The organism is Companilactobacillus kimchii DSM 13961 = JCM 10707 (assembly GCF_001435445.1).
GTDB classification, from domain to species: domain Bacteria; phylum Bacillota; class Bacilli; order Lactobacillales; family Lactobacillaceae; genus Companilactobacillus; species Companilactobacillus kimchii.
Genome location: NZ_AZDH01000014.1, coordinates 1 through 21,914, shown reverse-complemented (window position 1 = coordinate 21,914; position 21,914 = coordinate 1). Strand labels below are relative to the sequence as shown.

The 21,914-nt window shown below is 36.1% G+C and carries 21 protein-coding genes and 1 pseudogene; 21 read left to right on the top strand and 1 reads right to left on the bottom strand.

The window, feature by feature from the left end:
* The first annotated feature begins 14 nt into the window (after window positions 1–14).
* From mutL to trxA, 17 genes are all read left to right on the top strand, one after another.
* The gene (gene mutL / locus FC97_RS05560; protein WP_056967911.1) at window positions 15–1,979 is read left to right on the top strand and encodes a DNA mismatch repair endonuclease MutL; all 1,965 of its coding nucleotides are present in this window, start codon (window positions 15–17) and stop codon (window positions 1,977–1,979) included.
* Window positions 1,980–1,982: 3 nt separating this feature from the next.
* Window positions 1,983–2,576, top strand: coding sequence for a Holliday junction branch migration protein RuvA (gene ruvA / locus FC97_RS05555; protein WP_054642550.1), 594 nt, complete (start codon window positions 1,983–1,985; stop codon window positions 2,574–2,576).
* Between the two features lie 31 nt (window positions 2,577–2,607).
* A complete protein-coding gene (gene ruvB / locus FC97_RS05550; protein ID WP_054642574.1) occupies window positions 2,608–3,639 on the top strand; it encodes a Holliday junction branch migration DNA helicase RuvB in 1,032 nt (343 codons plus the stop codon).
* A gap of 66 nt (window positions 3,640–3,705) precedes the next feature.
* Window positions 3,706–4,740, top strand: a complete 1,035-nt coding sequence (gene queA / locus FC97_RS05545; RefSeq protein WP_025084634.1) for a tRNA preQ1(34) S-adenosylmethionine ribosyltransferase-isomerase QueA — start codon at window positions 3,706–3,708, stop codon at window positions 4,738–4,740.
* A 9-nt stretch (window positions 4,741–4,749) separates the two neighbouring features.
* On the top strand, window positions 4,750–5,892 hold the full coding sequence (tgt, locus tag FC97_RS05540) for a tRNA guanosine(34) transglycosylase Tgt (protein ID WP_054642551.1): 1,143 nt from the start codon (window positions 4,750–4,752) through the stop codon (window positions 5,890–5,892).
* 96 nt (window positions 5,893–5,988) lie between these two features.
* Window positions 5,989–6,471, top strand: a complete 483-nt coding sequence (gene yajC / locus FC97_RS05535; protein ID WP_054642575.1) for a preprotein translocase subunit YajC — start codon at window positions 5,989–5,991, stop codon at window positions 6,469–6,471.
* Window positions 6,472–6,709: 238 nt separating this feature from the next.
* The gene (gene zwf, locus FC97_RS05530; protein WP_054642552.1) at window positions 6,710–8,152 is read left to right on the top strand and encodes a glucose-6-phosphate dehydrogenase; all 1,443 of its coding nucleotides are present in this window, start codon (window positions 6,710–6,712) and stop codon (window positions 8,150–8,152) included.
* Between the two features lie 14 nt (window positions 8,153–8,166).
* On the top strand, window positions 8,167–9,300 hold the full coding sequence (gene dinB, locus FC97_RS05525) for a DNA polymerase IV (RefSeq protein WP_054642553.1): 1,134 nt from the start codon (window positions 8,167–8,169) through the stop codon (window positions 9,298–9,300).
* A complete protein-coding gene (locus FC97_RS05520) occupies window positions 9,293–10,249 on the top strand; it encodes a DHH family phosphoesterase (protein ID WP_054642554.1) in 957 nt (318 codons plus the stop codon). The genes dinB and FC97_RS05520 overlap by 8 nt, the downstream gene beginning before the upstream one ends.
* Window positions 10,250–11,596 (top strand): DEAD/DEAH box helicase, encoded by a 1,347-nt coding sequence (locus tag FC97_RS05515; RefSeq protein WP_054642555.1) that lies wholly within the window; start codon window positions 10,250–10,252, stop codon window positions 11,594–11,596. It abuts the gene before it with no gap.
* Window positions 11,597–11,833: 237 nt separating this feature from the next.
* On the top strand, window positions 11,834–14,470 hold the full coding sequence (gene alaS, locus FC97_RS05510; protein ID WP_054642556.1) for an alanine--tRNA ligase: 2,637 nt from the start codon (window positions 11,834–11,836) through the stop codon (window positions 14,468–14,470).
* A gap of 62 nt (window positions 14,471–14,532) precedes the next feature.
* Window positions 14,533–14,790 (top strand): IreB family regulatory phosphoprotein, encoded by a 258-nt coding sequence (locus FC97_RS05505; RefSeq protein WP_025084641.1) that lies wholly within the window; start codon window positions 14,533–14,535, stop codon window positions 14,788–14,790.
* The gene (gene ruvX, locus FC97_RS05500) at window positions 14,791–15,225 is read left to right on the top strand and encodes a Holliday junction resolvase RuvX (RefSeq protein ID WP_054642557.1); all 435 of its coding nucleotides are present in this window, start codon (window positions 14,791–14,793) and stop codon (window positions 15,223–15,225) included.
* Between the two features lie 9 nt (window positions 15,226–15,234).
* Complete coding sequence (locus tag FC97_RS05495; protein WP_054642558.1) at window positions 15,235–15,531, top strand: DUF1292 domain-containing protein; 297 nt, start codon at window positions 15,235–15,237, stop codon at window positions 15,529–15,531.
* 100 nt (window positions 15,532–15,631) lie between these two features.
* Complete coding sequence (locus FC97_RS05490) at window positions 15,632–16,174, top strand: CvpA family protein (protein ID WP_025084644.1); 543 nt, start codon at window positions 15,632–15,634, stop codon at window positions 16,172–16,174.
* 53 nt (window positions 16,175–16,227) lie between these two features.
* On the top strand, window positions 16,228–18,582 hold the full coding sequence (locus FC97_RS05485; protein ID WP_054642559.1) for an endonuclease MutS2: 2,355 nt from the start codon (window positions 16,228–16,230) through the stop codon (window positions 18,580–18,582).
* Window positions 18,583–18,650: 68 nt separating this feature from the next.
* On the top strand, window positions 18,651–18,962 hold the full coding sequence (trxA, locus tag FC97_RS05480) for a thioredoxin (protein WP_025084645.1): 312 nt from the start codon (window positions 18,651–18,653) through the stop codon (window positions 18,960–18,962).
* Window positions 18,963–19,030: 68 nt separating this feature from the next.
* On the opposite strand, the gene FC97_RS05475 is transcribed toward trxA, so the two are convergent.
* Complete coding sequence (locus tag FC97_RS05475; RefSeq protein WP_054642560.1) at window positions 19,031–19,498, bottom strand: DUF2507 domain-containing protein; 468 nt, start codon at window positions 19,496–19,498, stop codon at window positions 19,031–19,033.
* A 132-nt stretch (window positions 19,499–19,630) separates the two neighbouring features.
* Between FC97_RS05475 and murI the strand changes: the two genes are divergently transcribed.
* The 4 genes and pseudogenes from murI (at window position 19,631) to FC97_RS05455 (ending at window position 21,808) form a co-directional block, all read left to right on the top strand.
* Window positions 19,631–20,458, top strand: coding sequence for a glutamate racemase (gene murI / locus FC97_RS05470; RefSeq protein ID WP_054642561.1), 828 nt, complete (start codon window positions 19,631–19,633; stop codon window positions 20,456–20,458).
* Window positions 20,436–21,032, top strand: a pseudogene (locus FC97_RS05465) (XTP/dITP diphosphatase); the annotation flags it as partial. The gene murI and the pseudogene FC97_RS05465, both read left to right, overlap by 23 nt.
* A 66-nt stretch (window positions 21,033–21,098) precedes the next feature.
* Window positions 21,099–21,509 carry a DUF948 domain-containing protein gene (locus FC97_RS05460; RefSeq protein ID WP_054642563.1) on the top strand — a complete coding sequence of 137 codons (411 nt, stop codon included), beginning with the start codon at window positions 21,099–21,101 and terminating at the stop codon, window positions 21,507–21,509.
* A 2-nt stretch (window positions 21,510–21,511) separates the two neighbouring features.
* Entirely contained in the window at window positions 21,512–21,808 is a 297-nt protein-coding gene (locus FC97_RS05455; RefSeq protein WP_025084649.1) for a hypothetical protein, read from the top strand.
* Window positions 21,809–21,914 lie beyond the last annotated feature (106 nt).

The following is a 21,914-nucleotide window of genomic DNA, read 5'->3' as shown; positions in this document are numbered from 1 at the left end:
AGAAGGTGGAAAACGTGGGTATAATTCATGAACTACCAGTTGAATTAAGTAACCAGATTGCGGCTGGGGAAGTTATTGAACGCCCCGCATCAGTCGTGAAAGAGCTGGTGGAAAATTCCATCGATGCACAAGCAACTCAAGTGCTAATTACGATTCAGCAAGCTGGATTGAAACTAATAGAAGTTAATGACAATGGAAAAGGTATTTCTTCAGATGATGTTGAAGTAGCTTTTTTACCTCATACCACTAGTAAAATTGCTAATGATCGTGATTTATTCAATATCAGGACATTAGGATTTCGTGGTGAGGCCTTAGCTAGTATTGCTTCTATTTCTAAGTTAATGGTTTTAACAAGTACCGATGGCAAATCAGCTGTTCGTGCCAAATATTCAGGTAATGAATTGGTTAAGAAGGAAACCTTTGCTCGTTCCAAAGGGACAACCATCACGGTTGAAGATATGTTCTTTAATACACCAGCTCGTTTAAAATATGTGAAGTCACTGCATACAGAATTGAACAAAATTGTTGATATTGTTGATCGTTTGGCAATGGGACATCCCGATATTTCCTTTAGATTAATTAACGAAGGAAAAGATTTAGTTTGGACATCAGGCAATGATAATCTTCAACAGACAATAGCTGGTATCTATGGTCGAACAATTGCCAGTCATATGCTGGAGTTTGAAAATTCTGATCCAGATTATGAAATACATGGCTTCTTTTCTAAACCAGATACGACACGTTCTAATCGTTCTTACATTTCACTGATTTTGAATGGACGTTATATTCGTAATTTCCAATTAACTAATGCAGTGATTCGGGGCTATGGTTCTAAATTGATGGTAGCCAGATTTCCGGTTGCGGTGATCGATATTAAAATGGATCCCAGTTTGGTTGATATTAATGTTCATCCGACAAAACAAGAGGTCAGACTTTCAAATGAGGGACATATCGGTGACTTGATCAGTGAAGGAATTAAAAACCGTTTGTCAGATCAAAATTTGATTCCTGATGCTGTTAAGAATCTGGGTAGAAAAGAACCTATTAAGACAGTTGATACTTATAAGCCAGAACAGATTAGTTTCAATGATATTGCCACAATCGACAAGATCAGTGAACCATTAAGTACACCTACGAAGAGTGTTGAACCGGCAAGCTCAATGCCAAGTGAACAGTCTCAACCCATGGAAACAAATGGAACTTTTGAAACACCAATGACGGGGATGCCAATTTTTAAAGACCCTGATCATTTAAAATCTTGGGATCAACGGTTACAAAGGGAAACTGAATCTAAAGTAAAAGTTTTAAACAGTCAATCTCAGAAAGCTGATATGACAAAGCCTGAACCTATCAATCAAGAAGAGAAGAGTGGTTTTCCTGATCTACGTTATATTGGACAGATTCATGGAACTTATTTAGTCGCTGAAAGTGAAGACGGATTTTATCTAATTGATCAACACGCAGCGCAAGAGCGAGTTAACTATGAATATTATCGTAAAGAGATTGGGAAAGTTTCCAATGATCAACAAAAATTGTTGGTGCCAATCGTTTTGGATTATCCCAATTCGGAAAGTATTTTAATTAGAGAAAAGAAACCAATTTTGGAAAGTATTGGACTCTATTTGGATGATTTTGGTCAAAATAGTTTTGTCGTCAATACCCACCCCACATGGTTTGTTCCCGGGCAAGAAGAATCAACTATCAAGGAAATGGTTGACTATGTGCTAAATGATTCTAAAATCAGTGTTGCCAGTTTCCGTGAAAAAAATGCCATCATGATGAGTTGTAAACGTGCTATTAAGGCCAATCATCATATTGACGATCGTGAAGCAGTACAATTGCTCCATAATTTGACTAAGGCTGAAAATCCTTATAATTGTCCTCATGGACGTCCAGTTTTGGTTGAATTCAGTAACAAAGATTTGGAAAAGATGTTCAAGAGAATTCAAGATCCACATGATACTAGAGAGAGTGAATAAATTATGTTTGAATATTTAAATGGTTTAATTACGGCAATTACCCCTTCGTATATTGTTGTGGATGTTAAAGGTGTAGGATATAAGGTTCAAGTGGCTAATCCTTATCGTTATGAAGAAAATCAAGAGGCTAGAGTTTACGTCGAACAAATTGTTCGTGACAATGAACAGTCATTGTACGGATTTTATGATTTAAACGAGAAGAACATTTTTCTACATTTAATTAGTGTTTCCGGAATTGGACCAAAGAGTGCTTTAGCTATTTTAGCTGGGCAAGACTTGCAAGGTTTGATTCATGCGATTGAAAATGATGATGTTAAATTCTTAACTAAATTTCCTAAAATTGGTAAGAAAACGGCTCAACAAATTATCTTGGATCTATCTGGCAAATTTACAGCTGAAGGTCAAATGACACTTGGTGAGGCTCCGGTTGAATTCAGTAGTGGTCTAAGTCAAGAGTTGGAAGATGGATTGGCAGCCTTGGAATCACTTGGTTATTCACCTAAAGAAATTAGTAAGGTTAAGTCGACACTTGAAAAAGAACATTTAAAGAGTGCTGATGAATACTTGCGTGCTGGTCTTAAATTACTAAGCAAATAAATAAACTTTTGAAAAGAAGGGAGTGTTAAAAATCGCAAATAACGAGAATGATGAGAGTGAACGTTTAACGGATGCGGATTCACTTGATAACAATGAAGATGTTATTGAACAAACACTCCGTCCGCAAACTTTTGACCAATACTTAGGTCAAGAGAAGGCAAAAAAAGAATTGGATGTCTACATCAAGGCAGCTAAGCAACGTCAACAGACACTAGATCATGTTTTGCTATATGGTCCTCCGGGGTTAGGTAAAACAACGTTGGCTATGATCATCGCTAACGAAATGGGGGTCAACATTCATACAACTACTGGTCCTTCGATTGAAAAGTCTGGTGATTTAGTAGCTGTTTTGGATGAATTGGAACCCGGTGATGTCCTATTCATCGATGAAATTCATCGTATGCCTCGAGCTATTGAAGAAGTACTCTATTCAGCTATGGAGGATTTCTACATTGATATTATTGTTGGCCAAGGTAGTGAATCGCGATCGCTACATCATCAACTAGTTCCTTATACACTGATTGGTGCTACGACCGCTGCCGGGAAACTTTCGGCTCCTTTACGAGATCGGTTTGGAATTGTCGAAAGAATGGAGTACTATACCATAGATGAATTGTCCAAGATTGTTTTTCGTTCGGCTAATGTTTTGAATATTAACGTTGACGAAGAAGGGGCCCATGAAATTGCTCGTCGATCTCGAGGAACACCTAGAATTGCCAACCGTTTGTTGAAACGAGTGCGTGATTTTGCTCAAGTTGCCAATAAAGATACGATTGACTACGATATGGCTGAATCAGCTCTGAACCAATTACAAGTTGATGATGCTGGACTTGATCATCTTGACCGTCGAATTTTATCGATGATAATTGAACTTTATAGTGGTGGTCCAGTTGGTTTGAAAGTTATCGCCGCTAATATTGGTGAAGAACAAGAAACAATTGAAGAAGTTTATGAACCATATCTAATGCAAATGGGATTCTTGAAGCGTACAGCTAAAGGTCGTGTTGTCACGAGAAAAGGTTATGAACACATGGGACTACCTTATCCCGAACAAAACGAGTAAAGTGATTTACTCGTTTTGGTGTATCTCAAGAAAAACATTATTCCACGATTAAAAGGAGAGTTTACAATGACACTAACAACAGAAGATTTTGATTATGATTTGCCAGAAGAACTTATTGCGCAAACACCAATTAAAAATCGTGATCAATCAAGATTATTAGTCTTGGATCATGAAACAGGAGAATATCAGGACAAGCATTTTTATGATATTCTTGATTATTTAAATCCTGGTGACGCTTTGGTAATGAACAATTCTCGTGTTTTACCAGCACGTTTGTATGGTACTAAAGAAGATACTGATGGACATGAGGAAGTATTACTTTTAAATAATATTGAAGGTGATAAGTGGGAAGTCTTAATGAAACCTGCTCGACGTGCCAAAGTAGGAACAAAAGTTGAGTTCGGTGACGGACAACTTGAGGCAGAGGTACTTGAAGATCTTGAACATGGTGGCAAGATCATTGAATTCCACTATCAAGGTATCTTTATGGAGATCCTAGAACAATTAGGTGAAATGCCTTTACCTCCTTATATCAAGGAAAAATTAGACGATCCTGATCGTTACCAAACTGTTTATGCTAAGGAAAATGGTTCAGCTGCTGCTCCAACAGCAGGTCTTCATTGGACTAAAGATTTGTTGAAAAAGGTTGAGGATAAAGGCGTTAAGTTAGTTTATATTACTTTGCACGTTGGTTTAGGAACTTTTAGACCAGTGACTGAATCAGATATTAGTAAGCATGTGATGCACTCTGAATTCTATCGTCTAGATGAAGATTCCGCTAAGACTCTGAATGAAGTAAAGAAGAATGGTGGCAAGATTGTTGCAACCGGAACAACTTCAATTAGAACCTTGGAGACAATTGGAACTAAATTTAACGGTGAGATTAAAGCTGACAGTGGCTGGACTGATATTTTTATTAAACCAGGTTACGAATGGAAAGTTGTTGATGAATTTATTACTAACTTCCATTTGCCAAAATCAACTTTAGTTATGTTAGTTGCAGCATTTACTGGAAGAGAAAATATTTTGAACGCATACCAACACGCTGTAGAAGAGAAATATCGCTTCTTTAGTTTTGGGGATGCAATGTTCATTAAGTAGAGGAAAGTTATGGAATCGGCTATTAAGTACACATTAATTAAGAAGGAAAAGCATACTGGTGCTCGTTTAGGATTGTTAGAGACACCCCATGGAACATTTGAAACACCAATGTTTATGCCTGTTGGAACGGAAGCATCTGTTAAAAATATGGCACCTGAGGATTTGGAAAAAATTGGTGCTTCAATTATCTTGGCAAATACTTATCACTTATGGTTACGTCCTGGTGAAGATATTGTTCAAGAAGCCGGTGGTTTACACAAATTCATGAATTGGGACAAAGGTATTTTGACTGATTCAGGTGGTTTCCAAGTTTTCTCACTAGCTAATATGCGTGATATCACTGAAGCGGGAGTTCACTTTAGAAATCATTTAAATGGTCGTCAGGAATTTCTTTCACCAGAAAAAGCTATCAAGATTGAAAACTATTTGGGCCCTGATATCATGATGAGTTTGGATGAATGTCCACCATTCTTTGAAAGTTACGATTATATTAAAAAGTCAGTTGCCAGAACTAGTCGTTGGGCTGAACGTGGTTTACAAGCCCATCGTAATCCTGATTGGCAAGCTCTATTTGGAATTGTTCAAGGTGGAGGATTTGAAGATCTTCGTAAACAAAGTGCTCGTGATCTTGTCAGCATGGATTTCCCGGGTTACTCAATTGGTGGTTTGTCCGTTGGTGAATCAAAGGGTGAAATGAATCGAGTGTTAGATTTTACAACACCAATGTTGCCCGAAAATAAACCTAGATACCTAATGGGAGTTGGTACAGCTGATTCCTTGATTGATGGTGTTATCCGTGGAATTGATATGTTTGACTGTGTTCTACCAACTAGAATTGCTCGTAATGGTACATGTATGACTAGTCATGGTCGTTTAGTTGTTAAGAATTCTAAGTATGCTCATGACTTTACACCATTGGATGATAACTGTGATTGTTACGTATGTCGTAACTATACACGTGCTTATATTCGTCATTTGATCAATGCCAATGAATTATTTGGTACACATTTGACTAGTTACCATAATCTATACTTCTTGTTGAACTTGATGAAGGGTGTTCGTCAAGCTATCAGGGATGATAACTTACTTGAATTTAGAGAACATGTCTTTGAAGAATATGGTTTTAATAAAAAAGATGCTAAGAAATTTTAGAAGATTTTGATAAGAAAAGTCTTCTAGTCTGGAAACAAGGTTATATTTTTGGTAACCTATAAGTATGTAAATTATTAAGAGGTGGAAAATTTGAATATGCTTACGTTAGGTGCCGGCGCTGGTGCTGGTGGCTCAATGGGTCTTTTGATCTTTGTTGTTATTATGTTTGTTGGTATGTACTTTATCTCCATTCGTCCACAAAAGAAACAACAACAAAAGCGTCAAGAAATGCTTAAAGAAATGTCAAAAGGTGACAAGGTTGTCACACTTGGTGGTATTAAAGGTGTTGTTGCATCAATCGATCGTGATAACAAAGAAGTTGTTGTTGACTGTGATGGAATTTATTTAACATTTGATTTGAATTTCATTCGTCGTACAACTCCAGTCGCTGCTGGTGCTACAAAGCCAGCTACTGATAAGGCTGCAGAAGATAACAAAGAAGTTAAAAACGATGCTGCTAAGGAAAATGCCAAGGCAGAAGTTTCAGATGACACTAAGTCAGACGAAACAGAAACAAAAGAAGTAACAGAAAAGGTAGAAGATACAAAGCCTGCTGATTCTAAAGAAGAAACAAAATAATTTTTAATTAAAAAATAATCCCACCGTTAAACGGAGGATTATTTTTTTGGGCTCTTTTTAGCATATGGCTTGCGTTAAAGTACACTCTAGGGAGTATTATTTAAAACGTAAGATAAGTAATGCCGTTAGAGTAGGCATGGATAACAAATTATTTAAAAAATAATAAGTCATAAATCAAGATGTTTAATAATTCATGTTGTAAAATATAACTACATGATGCATTCAAAGGAGTTTAAAAATGGTTACAGAAAAATCAGCAATTTTTATTATTTTTGGGGGATCTGGTGATTTAGCTCATCGGAAACTATATCCATCTTTGTTCCGTCTTTATAAATCGGGGATTTTAAAAGATCATTTTGCCGTCATTGGTACTGCTCGTCGTCCATGGAGTGATGATTATTTCCGTGAAACTGTTATCACCTCTTTGAAAGATTACTTTGATGATAGTGAGGATATCATGAAGGGGTTTGCTAAACACTTCTTCTATCAATCACATGACGTTAATGATTCAGAACATTATATTGCTTTGAAGAATTTGGCTGCTAAATTAGATGATCAATTTGAAGCTGGTCATAATCGTGTTTACTACATGGCTATTGCTCCTAGATTCTTTGGTACAGTTGCTGAACATATTAATTCAGAAGGTTTGAAGACTGAGGACGGTTATAATCGTTTGGTAATTGAGAAGCCATTTGGTCGTGACTTGGATTCTGCCTGCGAATTAAACGGTAATATTTCTAAAGCTTTCCCAGAGGATGATATTTATCGTATCGATCATTACTTAGGTAAGGAAATGATTCAAGATATCCCTCACATTCGTGCCAATAACCCTAAGCTTGAAGCAGCAATGAATAACAAGTATGTTTCAAATATTCAAATCACGCTTGCTGAATCTCTTGGTGTTGAAGATCGTGGTGGCTACTACGAAACAGCAGGTGTATTACGTGATATGGTACAAAATCATATTATGCAAATTATTGGTGCTGTTGCCAGCGATGATCCTGAAGCTACAGATGCTAAGATTATTCACAAGAATAAGACTGATCTATTTAGCAGTCTTAAAGAATTGACTCCTGAAGGAGTTGATACTGACTTTGTACGTGGTCAATATGATACTGATAAATTAGGTGATGAAAAGGCCTATCGTCAAGAGGATAATGTGGCCGAGGATTCTAATATTGAAACTTTTGTTGCAGGTAATATCCAATTTGACACAGAACGTTGGAGTGGTGTGCCATTCTATGTTCGTTCCGGTAAACGTATGCCTGAAAAATCCTCAAGAATCGATATCGTTTTCAATGATAAGGTTGATGAAGTAGGTATCAAACCTAATACTGTCATTACCCTATTGATTGAGAGGGTTAATGGTAATAGTATTTTAATCAATGGAATTAACTATAAAGAATCAGGTCAAGACTTTATTTCATTCCCAGAAGAAGCTGAGTTCGACAAAGCTCGTGAAGCTTATGAAAGTTTGATCATTGATATTCTTTCTGGTAATCGTGTTCATTTCACTCTTTGGGATGAATTGAGAAGTACTTGGAAGTATATTGATACGATCAGAAATCGTTGGGATGAACAGACACCTGATTTTCCAAATTACTTGAGTGGTTCAATGGGTCCTGATGCAGCTGAAATGTTGTTGGAACGTAATGGCAACTCATGGGTTTGGGATGACTAGAGGAGTGTTAAGCCATCTTTTTAAAAATACCAATTAAAATTGAAGAAAATCGAAAAGTCATCCATGTCGACATGGATGCTTTTTTCGCTTCTGTGGAAGAAAGAGAACATCCTGAATACAAGAAAAAATGTCTGATTGTGGCCCAAGATCCACGGAAACATAATCATCATGGGGTTGTGACTACAGCAAATTATAATGCCCGAAAATACGGTGCACATTCAGCTATGCCAGCTCAAGAGGCAGTTGATTTGATCCCTCGAGCTAAATTAGTTATCACACCGCCACATTTTGAATTGTATCGTCAGGTTTCAGATCAGATCCATGATATTTTTCATGAGGTAACAGATAATTATCAGACAGTGGCTTTAGATGAGGCTTATCTTGATGTCACACATAATAAATTACATGAGACAAATACGATAGAAATTGCTAACTATATTCAACAAAGAATCGTTAAAGAAACTAGATTGACCTGTTCGGTAGGAATTTCTTACAATAAATTTTTAGCTAAGATGGCATCAGATTATCGGAAACCATTTGGTAGAACAATTATTCTTGGGAAATATGCTGAGGATTTCTTGAGACCAATTCCAATTGAAAAATTTAACGGCATTGGTAAAGCTATGCAACAGAAGATGCACGAGATGGATATTTATACAGGCGGTGATCTGCAAAAATTAGATCAAGACATCTTCTTGAAGAATTTTGGTAAAATGGGTTATATCATATACAAACGAGTTCACGGAATCGATGACTCATTAGTGAATGGACATCGAACTCGGAAATCAATTGGTCGTGAAAGAACTTATAATCGTAATTTAGTTACAGATGAACAAATACTTCAGGAATTAGATTTTTTGGCCGATTTAGTCAGTAAGGATTTAAAAAAGCAACGCCAACATGGCAAGACTGTCGTTCTTAAATTACGTAATTCGGACTTTGAAACAATTACTAAACGGATGAGTTTTCAAGACTATGTTCAAACAAAAGCCGAAATTTATCGTGTTGCCAAGGATATTTATGATAAATTAAAGGTAACAGACCAAAAGATTCGACTATTAGGGATCACGGTCACTAATTTAGATCCGTTGTCATATGAAGAAGTTTCTTTGAATTTGTCTTATAAGGAGGACAATTATAATGAATAGCTTTGCTGAAATAATTGCAACAATAAAAAAATATGATAAAATTATCATTCTACGTCATCAAAATCCAGATCCTGATGCATTGGGATCCCAAGCTGGCTTAGCAACCGCCATTCGTCAGGCTTATCCTGACAAAAAAGTTTTAATTGGTGGAAATGATACCGAAGGTTTGAAGTGGTTATCAACTGCTCAAAAAGTATCCGATGAAGATTATCAAGGTGCTTTAGTAATCGTTGTTGATACTGCTAATGAACCTCGTATCGACGACCAACGTTACAATGATGGAGCATTCTTGGTAAAAATCGATCATCATCCTAATGATGAACCTTATGGTGACCAGTTATTCGTTAATACTGATGCCAGTTCTTGCTCAGAAATCATAGCTGATTTGATTGATAGCAGTGATGAACTACAATTGACAGAGAAAGTTGCTTATTATTTGTATGCTGGTATCGTTGGTGATACAGGAAGATTCCTTTATCCAGCAACAACTGAACATACAATGCAAGTTGCTGGAAAGTTTATTGCATTAGGTGTTGATACTGCAGGTATTAACAATAAAATGAATGAAGTTAGTTTGAAACAAGCCAAGTTGCAAGGATTCATTTACGATATCTTGCAGATCGATGATTCAGGAGCTGCTCTAGCCATTATTGATGATGATTTAATGAAAAAGTTAAATCTTAATCAAGAGGAAGCTAACTCAGTAGTTTCTACACCAGGTCGACTTAAAGAAGTTTGTTCATGGATGGAAGCTGTTCAAAAAGATGATGGTACTTTTAGAATGCATTTACGTTCTCAAGGTCCAGTTATCAATGAATTAGCTAAGAGACATGATGGTGGTGGACATCCATTGGCTAGTGGTGCTACAGCTAAGGATCTTGATGAAGTTAAACAAATGTTTAAGGAACTAATAAAAATAGTGACTGATTTTAATCAGAAGGGTGAATAGATGACTAAATTTTCACAATACAACTTTAATGATGCTATCAACAAATCATTAAAAGAAATACATTTCGATGAACCAACAAAGGTTCAAGAAGCTGTAATCTCATTGGTCAATAAGAAAAAAGATATTATTGTTCAATCTGAAACAGGTTCAGGTAAGACGCATGCTTTCTTGTTGCCATCGATGAATGCTTTGACAAAGGACCAAGAAGTTCAATTGTTGATTGCTACTCCAAGTAGAGAGCTAGCTTATCAAATCTATGAAGATACACAGAATATTTTGAAAAATTATCCAGAAGAATATAATGCCTTTATCTTTGTTGGTGGAGCTGACCGTGATCGCCAAAAGAGAAAATTAGAAGCACATCAACCACAAATTGCTATCGGTACTCCCGGAAGACTTTGGGATTTGATTCGTGAGAATGATTTACATGTGGATAATGTTCAAAGATATGTTATTGATGAAGCCGATATGACTTTGGACATGGGCTTCTTAAATGATGTTGATCAAATTACTAATAAATTACCAGAAAATCGTGAGATGATGGTTTTCTCAGCTACAATTCCACAAAAATTGGAACCATTCTTGGATAAATACATGCATGGTCCTAAACGAATTGAGATTAAGAATAGCAGTATTATTCCTAAGAATGTTGATAATTGGTTAATGTTCACTCATGGTCGTGATAAGAAGGAAATCATTTATCGACTTATGACAATCGGTGAACCATATATGGTTTTGGTATTTGCCAATACTAAGAAGACTGTAGATGAGATTTACCATTACTTGCGTAATAAAGGTTTGAAGACGGCTCGTATTCATGGTGGTTTAACACCTAGAGAACGTAAGAGAACGATGAAACAGATTGAGAACATGGAATATCAATTCGTTGTAGCTACTGATTTGGCTGCACGTGGTATTGATATTAACGGTGTATCTCACGTTATTAATGCTGAAATTCCTGATGATCTAGACTTCTTTATCCATCGTGTTGGTAGAACTGGCCGTAATGGGATGTCTGGTATTGCCATTACTTTGTATGAACCAGGTGAAGATCACAAAGTTGATGAAATTGAACATATGGGCATCAAGTTTGAGCCTAAGGATATTAAGAACGGTGAAATCGTTGACGTTAAAGAACGTGATCGTCGTCAAAGTCGTAAGGCAACTCAAGAAAAACTTGATACTAAATTAGTCGGTTTTGTTAAGAAACAAAAGACTAAGAAGAAGCCAGGTTACAAGAAGAAGATCAAGCAAGCCATCTCAGATGAACGTCGTCAACAACGTAAAATTGAGATTAGACAAGAGAGACGTAAGCAAAGAGACGTAAGACGTAAAAATAATAGTTAGTTTTAAATATTGACAATTTTTGAGTTGGTGGTTAATATTTTCTTTGGATATATCTTGTATTAAGTACTTTCAGAGAAGGCCGGTTGGTGCGAAAGCCTAAGTATTTAATGTAAAGATGCTGCCAATTTAAATTGTATATAAAATATTGAGAGGCTAACGAAATCGTTGCAAACAAGGTGGTACCGCGCATGGGCGTCCTTGGACTTGCAACGATTTTTCGTTTTTGGGGGAGATAAAATGAAAAACTTATCAAGTGCTGAAATAAGAAAGATGTTTTTAGACTTTTTCCAAACAAAAGGTCACATGATTGAACCTAGTGCATCATTGATTCCACATGATGATCCAACTTTGTTATGGATTAACTCTGGTGTTGCTACTTTGAAGAAATATTTTGATGGAACAGTTGTCCCTCAAAATCCTCGTATCACTAATGCTCAAAAATGTATTAGAACTAATGATATTGAAAATGTCGGACGTACAGCTCGTCACCAAACTTTCTTTGAAATGCTTGGTAATTTTTCAGTTGGTGATTATTTCAAGAAAGAAGTTATTCCTTGGGCCTTCGAGTTTCTAACAAGTCCTGAATGGATTGGTATGGATAAAGACAATCTTTATATCACAACTTATCCTAAGGATACTGAAACACAAAAACTTTGGGCTGAAGCTGGAATTGCTCAAGATCATATCCTTAAGAATGAAGATAACTTCTGGGATATTGGTGAAGGTCCCTGTGGTCCCGACTCAGAGATTTTCTACGACCGTGGTCAAGAGTTCAATAACCTTTCAGAAGATGATCCTGAGAACTATCCTGGTGGCGAAAACGAACGTTACCTAGAAGTATGGAACATTGTTTTCTCAGAATTGAATCATTTACCAAATGGTCAATATGTAGAACAACCTCATAAAAATATTGATACGGGTATGGGACTAGAACGTCTTGTATCTATCATTCAAGGAACAAAGACTAACTTTGAAACTGATCTATTTATGCCATTGATTGAAGACGTTGGTGAATTGAGTGGCAAGAAATATGGTGTAAATGATGAGGATGATATTTCATTCAAGATCATTGCCGACCACGCTAGAACTGTTTCATTTGCTGTTGGTGATGGTGCTCTTCCTTCAAACGAAGGTCGTGGCTATGTTATCAGAAGACTTATCAGACGTGCTGTTTTGAATGGTAAGAAGTTAGGCGTTAATGGACCATTTCTTTACAGATTGGTTCCAATTGTTGGTAAGATCATGGAAAGTTACTATCCAGAAGTTAGCCAACAACAAGACTTTATTGCTAAGACTATTCAACAAGAAGAAAAACGTTTCTCAGAAACTTTGGATGCTGGTCTAGCACTATTAAACGGTGAAATTGCTGACTTGAAGAAGAAGAACCAAACAGTTATTGATGGTGCTTCAGCTTTCAAGCTCTATGATACTTACGGTTTCCCTATGGAATTAACTCGTGAATATGCTAGTGATGAAGGACTAACAGTTGACGAAGATGGTTTCAAGCAAAATATGGAAGAGCAAAAACAACGTGCTCGTGACGCTCGTGGTAACTTACAATCTATGGGTATGCAAGATGAAACTTTGATGGAAATCAAGACACCTAGTGAATTTGTTGGTTATGATCACAACGAAACACAAAGCACTTTGAAGAATATCATCGTTAATGATAAAGAAGTTAAGAATGTCACAGAAGGTCAAGCACAATTGGTCTTCGACACAACACCTTTCTATGCTGAAATGGGTGGACAGGTTGCTGATATCGGTAATATCTACGATTTAAAGGGTAATCAAGTTGCTGAAGTTGTTGATGTTCAACATGCACCAAACGGACAAAATATTCATTTAGTGAATGTAATGTCAGAAATTGATGCTGATACAGAGTACAAGTTGGAAATTGATGGTGACTTCCGTGAAAAGGTTCGTCACAATCACACTGCTACTCACTTGTTGGATCAGGCTTTACGTGATGTTGTTAGTTCAAGAACACATCAAGCTGGATCTTTAGTTGAACCTGACTACCTACGATTTGATTTCAATAGCAATTCAGCATTAACAGCTGAACAAATTAGTCAACTTGAAAAAATCGTTAATGAAAAAATCTGGGCAGCTATTCCTGTTAAAACAGAAGTATTACCTATTGAAGAAGCTAAGAAGAAGAAGGGTGCTATTGCTCTATTCAGTGAAAAGTACGGTGATACCGTTCGTGTTGTTGAAATCGACGACTTTTCAACTGAATTCTGTGGTGGTACACATGCCCGTAATACTTCAGAACTAGGTCTCTTCAAGATTACTTCTGAATCAGCTATTGGTTCAGGTACAAGAAGAATTGAGGCTGTAACTGGCGAGGAAGCATTTGAATACTTAAATGATCAATTGCAAGCTTTGCAAGAGACAGCTAAGAATATGAAAGTAAATCAATTAAAAGATGTTCCAGTTCGTGCTAGTCAATTAGTTGATGAAATCAAAGAATTGAAGCGTGACAACCAAAACTTGAAGACTCAATTAACAAGTCAAAAGTCTGCTGAAGTCTTTGATAGTATTGAAGAAATTAACGGTTATAAAGTTATTTCTAATATTATCCCAACTGATATGGCTACATTGAGACAACTAGCTGATAAATGGAAGAATGACGAGAAGTCAGACATCCTTGTTTTAGGTGCTAGTGGTGACAATAAGGCTAGTCTAGTTGTAGCTGTAAATAAAGATTCACAAGCTAAGGGTGTTAAAGCCGGCGATATCGTTAAGAAGATCTCCAAAGAGATTCAAGGTGGCGGCGGTGGTCGTCCAGATATGGCACAAGCCGGTGGTAAAAATCCAGCTGGTTTAACAAATGCGTTACAATTAGCTAAAGATATTATTAAATCTTATTAAAGTGGGCTATAATTGAACTAAGCATTCTAGTCACTTAAATATTTGTTATATGGAGGTTTGCCATGAGTTCACTTGATAAAACAATGAGTTTTGACTTTAATGAAAACAAAGGCAAAGATGTCAAAGAGACACTTGAAAGTGTTTATCAATCACTAGAAGAAAAGGGATATAATCCAATTAATCAAATTGTTGGATATCTTCTTTCTGGTGATCCAGCATATATTCCAAGACATAATGATGCCCGTAATTTGATTTTGAAACATGAAAGAGACGAGATAATCGAAGAATTAGTTAAGAGTTATCTCAATCAAGGTAAGTAAATGCGATTATTAGGTTTAGACGTTGGTGCAAGAACTGTTGGTGTCTCAGCAAGTGATCTATTAGGCTGGACAGCACAGGGTGTGGAAACTATTCATATGAATGAAAAGAAAGATGATTTTGGCTTAGATCGTTTAGGTGAGATCATTAAAGAAAAGCAGGCTACAGGAGTTGTTCTCGGTTTGCCTAAAAATATGAATAATACTGAAGGACCCAGAGCGGAAAAATCTCGTGAATACGGTAAAATGGTTGAAGATCGTTTCAATATACCAGTTGATTTTATTGATGAACGTTTGACAACTGTGCAAGCTGAAAGAATGCTGATTGATGAAGCAAATGTTTCACGTCGTAAACGTAAGAAGGTAGTTGATAAGATTGCTGCCGAAATGATTTTACAAAATTACCTTGATGCCAAAGGTAAACTAACACGGAATTAGGTGATAAATATGAGTGAAAAACAACCACCAAAAGATTTAGATGAAGTTATTTTAAGTGATGAACAAGGTAATAAAGAAGTTTACAAGATTCTCTTTACTTTTGATTCAGATGATTATGGTAAATCATATGTCTTTCTATATCCTAAGGCTTCAGAAGATTCAGATGAAATTGAGATCCAAGCCTTTTCTTTCACACCAGACCAAAATGGTGATGTGGATGCAGGAGAATTAGATCCAATTGAAGATCCTGAAGAATGGGATATGGTTCAAGAGGTATTAAATACCTTCACAAGTGACGAAGAATAAGATAAAAATAACGATTGGCGCAAGCCAATCGTTTGATGTTTTTATCTTAAAATATGATTCACAAATTCGCTTTTTAGCATGATTGATGTAAGGGGAAATAATGCTTAGTCTTTTACTTATTTTACTTTTGATTTATGGTTTTTATATTGGTGCTCGCCGTGGCCTTGCCATGGAGGCATTTTATGCAGTTGGATATGGACTGTTCTTTTGTTTAGCATGGGTGACTTATAAGGCCCTTGGTCCTAAATTTGAAATGATCGTACCATACCCTTCAGCTAGCTTGGGCAGTGAGTTTGCCTTTTTCACGACAAAAGTTGGTATGAAATTAGATGATGCATTTTACCGTGCCTTTGCTTTTATATTCGTTTGTTTCATTGGTTGGGTAATTATTCGTTTTGCTGGGCTTTACTTTAAACGTTTAACTTATTTCCCAATGTATAATGACGTTAATATATTAAGTGGTGGAATTATTGGTTTTGTTGTCACATATGTAACGATCTTTATGATCTTATTAATTTTGGCAATGATTCCAGTATCCGGAATTCAACATGCTTTGCAACATTCATTTGTAGCTTCGACGATGATTAAGAGTACGCCAGGTTTAACGGCAATGCTAAGTAATCTGTGGATAGGAGCTATGTAAAACTTTAAGACTGAGACGTTTGTTTCAGTCTTATTTTATAACAGGAGAAGAGTATGAATAATAAGGCTTTGAAAGTATTAGAATTTGACAAAATCAAAGCTGAAATTGCCAAATACCTAATCACAACGCGTGGGAATACTCTCTTAAAAAAGTTAATGCCGATGTCAGTCGAATCAATTGTTCAAAGATTGATCGATCAAACTAAAGATGGTGCTGACATTCTTCGTATTAAGGGGGAAATCCCTGTTAGAAAATTGGCTGATCTACATGATCAGGCCAACCGTTTGAAAAAAGACGGTAATTTAAATGGAACTGAATTGGCTCAAATAGGACAAGTACTTCAGAATACAACTGAATTGAAAGAATTCTTTGCAGGTTTAAAGGATGACAGAATTGATTTACGTCAATTGTACGAATTGAATGATAAATTAATTGATAATCCAGGTTTAACAAAGAGAATTTCTCGCTCATTAGATGATACTGGCCGAGTTTTGGATACAGCTTCTGATGATTTGAAGTATATCCGAGGACGTATTTCGCGTTTGAATGACCAAATCAGACAATCAATGGAACAATATACTCGTGGTAAAAATACTAAGTATTTAACCGAAGCAATCGTGACATTGCGTGATGATCGTTTTGTAATTCCAGTTAAGACTGAATATAAAGCTAAATTTGGTGGTGTAGTCCACGATCAAAGTGCTAGTGGTCAAACACTTTATATTGAGCCTCAAGCTGTTGTTGGCCTAAATAATCAATTACATGAATCTCAAGTTTCTGAAAAGATGGAAGAAGTTCGTATTTTGAATGATCTATCGGATTTAGTTCGTCCAGAAATTGATGAGATCGTCAAAAACAATGAAGTACTGGCTCAATTTGATTTAATCAATGCTAAAGCTAAGTATGCACGTGAAATAAAGGCGACAGAGCCTTTAATTTCGAAGGACCATGTAGTTGAACTTTACAATGCAAAACACCCTCTAATCGACCCTGATAAGGTTGTAGCCAATGATATTAAAATGGGTCATGGATATAAGACAATGTTAATCACCGGTCCTAATACTGGTGGTAAAACTATTACTATGAAAACTTTGGGATTGATTCAATTGATGGCTCAAGCTGGTTTGTTTATCCCAGCTCGTGAAGAAAGTGAAATTGCCGTCTTTGATGAAGTTTTTGTCGATATTGGTGATGAACAATCAATCGAACAAAATTTGAGTACTTTCTCATCACATATGGATAATATTATTAATATCATTCATAAAGTATCAGGACACAGTTTAGTTCTGATTGATGAACTTGGTGCCGGCACTGATCCCCAAGAGGGAGCCGCGATTGCAATTGCCATTCTAGAAAAATTGGCCCAGTCGCACTGTTTTATCATGGCAACAACTCACTATCCAGAATTGAAGGTCTTTGCTTACAATACACCTGAAACAATCAATGCTAGTATGGAATTTGACGATGAGTCATTAAAACCTACATACAGATTATTGATTGGTATTCCAGGTGCAAGTAATGCTTTCAATATTGCGGCTAGATTAGGTATGGATCGTAGTGTTGTTGATCGTGGTCAGTCGTTGATGAGCGGTGAAAGTCAGGACTTGAATAACATGATTGCCGACTTGGAGAATCGTCGTAAAGAGTTTGAACAGAAGAATGAGCAGTTACAAGTTCAATTGTCTAAGAACAAAGATGTTCAAAAAGATTATGAACAAAAGAGTGACGCTCTGGATAAGTCCAAGGCTTCTGAAATCCAAGCTGCCAAAGTTCGTGCTAATCAAATCGTTGCTAAAGCTAAGAAGGAATCTGAAAAGATTATTGATCATCTTCGCGAAATGGAACGTAAGGGATCAATGGTTAAGGAAGATCAAATTATTTCAGCTAAGACTGGTTTGAAGAACTTACATCAAGATGAAACAATCAAGAAGAATAAAGTTTTGCGTCGTAATAAGCGTAAACAAATTTTGAAAGTCGGCGATGATGTTAAAGCTTTGCCATACGATCAAATTGGAACGATTGTTCGTAAGAATAAAGATAATGAATATGAAGTCCAATTAGGTATTTTGAAGATGAAGTTTGGTGCTGAAGATCTTGAAAAAGTTCAATCAACCGAACCTGAACCTGAGAAAAAACCAACTATGGTTAGAAGAACAAGAAGTACAGGTCTATCAAGTAAGTTAGATCTACGTGGTGAACGTTATGAAGAGGCTATGTCAGATCTAGATCAATATATTGATGCGGCCTTGTTAGCCGGTTATAATCAAGTAACAATCGTCCATGGATTTGGTACTGGCGTTATCAGAAAAGGTGTTACTAATTACTTGCAACGCAATCCTAGAGTTAAGTCATTTGGCTATGCTCCAGCCAGTTCAGGCGGTTCCGGTGCAACAATTGTTGATTTGTAATATAAGCAAAATGTTTTTTAAAATCAGGTTATTAATGATAATATTTAACCAGTTAAGGAGTGATTATAATGGTTGATGAAGTAACAGACAAAGATTTTGAGGAAGAAACAAAAGATGGCGTTGTCCTAGTTGATTTCTGGGCAACATGGTGTGGTCCATGTCGTATGCAATCACCAGTTATTGAACAATTGTCTGAAGAAGATGATTCAGTTAAGTTTTTGAAGATGGATGTAGATGCTAATCCAGATACACCTAAATCATTTGGAATTATGGCTATTCCTACATTGCTTGTTAAAAAAGACGGCGAAGTAGTTGATAAGATAACTGGATTCCATAATAAAGCTCAACTAGCTAAGATTCTTGATGGCTATTCTGATTAATCCAAAATAAATAGCAAATAAAAAATGCCCTAATTCATCTGCGAATTAGGGCATTTTTGGTGTATACTTTAGTTTCGATCAATTTGTATTTTAATTGAAACGCTTTTGGCTTTGCTGTCGACGGTATATGTGCCTAAGCAATATGCTGCAATAGTTTTTTCGACAGTTTCAGCAATTATTCCAGTCTCTAATGAAAACTCTGGGTCATCATTATTAGTATCAAAACGTTGAACAACTTCGGGACCGGTTAACGTATAGATGTAACTATGTTTAGTTTGTTTGGTAATTTCAAGTTTACCAAAGCCAGCTTTTTGAAATAGTTCAGGTAGGCTTTGCATGTCAAGAATCAATTGACGGCTAAGATTTTTACCTGCCCAATATAGTAGTTCGACGGTATCTTTATCGAGTAGATCAGGAAGGATAAAATCGCGGAGTACCGAAACTGCAAAGTAATTTTCAGTTAACGTATTTTCACTTTTATCATCTTGGGTATCTGTTAACTTTGGTTTGTTGAGATCATTTGATTTTGCGGCCATTGCTTTAACTCCTTTTTTCAGACAATTCATTATATCATTAGAATAATTGCTTTTTAAGTCAATGTAAAAGATAGCACATAATTATTTTCATAAAATACAGATAATTCGCTTAAATGAAGGCAGGGGTAACATATGAGTGATAATAGACCAATTGGAGTGTTAGATTCCGGGCTAGGTGGATTGACAGTGGTAAAAGAAGTAATTCGTCAATTACCTAACGAAGACGTTGTATTTATCGGTGATGAGGCCAGAATGCCTTATGGAGTCAAAACACATGACCAAATCATATCTTATACTCGTGAAATGGTACAGTATTTAATTAGTCAAAATGTAAAATTAATAATTTACGGTTGCAACACGGCAACTGCCAATGCATTACAAACTTTGCGTCAAGAATTTACTATTCCTATGATCGGTGTGATCAAGCCAGGCTCTGAAGAAGCTTCTAAAGTAACTAAGACTGACCATATCGGAATTATTGGAACTGAATCAACTATTAATTCAAAGAGCTATAATAAAACTATTCAAGAAATTGATCCTAAACTTACTTCTTTAGGTGTGGCAGCACAAAAGTTTGTTTCTTTTGTTGAAAACGATCAGGCTGATACCAAAGAAGCTAAGGATAATATTGAAGCAACGTTAAAACCTTTTAAGGATAATGATTATGATACTTTAATTTTGGGATGCACTCATTTCCCAATGTTAAAGAAACAAATCAATGATTATTTGCCAGGTACTAAGTTGGTCGATCCAGCTGTAAGTACTGTTAAAGTGGCAACTAAATATCTAACTGAAAATAATTTGTTAGCTGATAACAAGAAACATACACTGAAATTACATGCAACTAGCGATATTGATGAATTCTCAAGATTGGCAAAGCGTTGGTTGAAGACGGATATTGATGAAATCAGCTTAGTAAATATTGGAGGAAACGATGAAAGAAATAATAATAGCAACTAAGAATCCTGGTAAGGCACGTGAATTCAAGCGTGTTTTTGATGATGAACATTTTGAAATCAAAACTTTGTTAGATTTACCAAGCTTCCCAGAAATTAGAGAGACTGGTAAAACTTTTGAAGAAAACGCTACTTTAAAGGCCCATGCTGTCATGGAACGTTTCAACCTACCAACAATTGCTGATGATTCTGGTTTACAGGTGGATGCTTTGTATGGACGTCCTGGTATCTATTCGGCTCGTTATGCGGGTGATCACAATGATGCTGCTAATAATGCTAAGTTATTGAGTGAGTTAGGTGGAGTTCCTAAGGAAAAACGTACAGCTCATTTTGTCTCGACTCTAGTTTTTGCCAATCCTAAGAATGATAAGGATTTAGTTGTTGAAGGAAAAGTAGATGGAGTTATAGGCGCTTTCCCAGAGGGAGACGATGGATTTGGTTATGATCCCTTGTTCTATGTGCCAGAATTGGGTAAGACGATGGCTCAAATAACTGTCGACGAAAAGAATCAAATCAGTCACCGTGGACAAGCTATTAAAAAGTTAGAAAAACAGTGGCAAGATTGGATTATTTGGTAATTAATTGCCCTAAAATTGTTATAATGCTAGTATGAAAGTGCTATTAAAATACAGGAGGGTAATATTATGACTGGTGGACAAATTGCAGGATTGATTGCTGCAGTCGCATTTGTAGTGTTGGTTGTATATTTAGCCAGAACACTAGTACAAACTGCTAAATTGCTTCAAGAGTTACAAGAAACAATGAAGGAAACTACTAAGATGGTGGAGATCCTATCTAAGAATACGGATCAAATCATGGATCAAAGTACAAAGCTTGTTGATAAGACAAATACTTTGATGGATGACGTTAACAGTAAGTCTAGTAAGTTGAATCCACTTTTTGATACAGTGGAGAATCTGGGTAAGAAGAGTGCTGCTGCAACTTCAGAGCACCATAATTCAGGTTTTAGCTTTCAAAACTTACTAACATTAGGCAATGTGGCTACAGTTCTAAAGACAGCCACCAAAGTATGGCCAAGAAAGAAGAATAATTAGTTATGAAAAATAATCATTTTATTGTTGGCCTATTTTTAGGTTGCGCATCAGGCTATTTAGCTTCTAAGTATTTAACTAGTGAATCAGGACAAAAGTTAATTGAAAACATTAAGACTATCCGCGGCGATTTTAACAATGGCGGTGTAGGTCTAAATACTAATAGTGACTTAGTAAATGCTTTTAATGACAAGACAGATGCCCTAAAAGATCATATGGCTTCAACTGTTGATAAGATTAAAGATGATGAAGATACATCAGATATCGTTTTTAATGAAGACGATCTTAACGACGAAGATTAATATATATTTTAAAAATTAAATTAAACATAAAAAAGAGGATTCAGACCATTTTGAAGTGCCCTAAAATTGTTAGACATAATCTAACAACTTTAGGAGCACTTTTTTT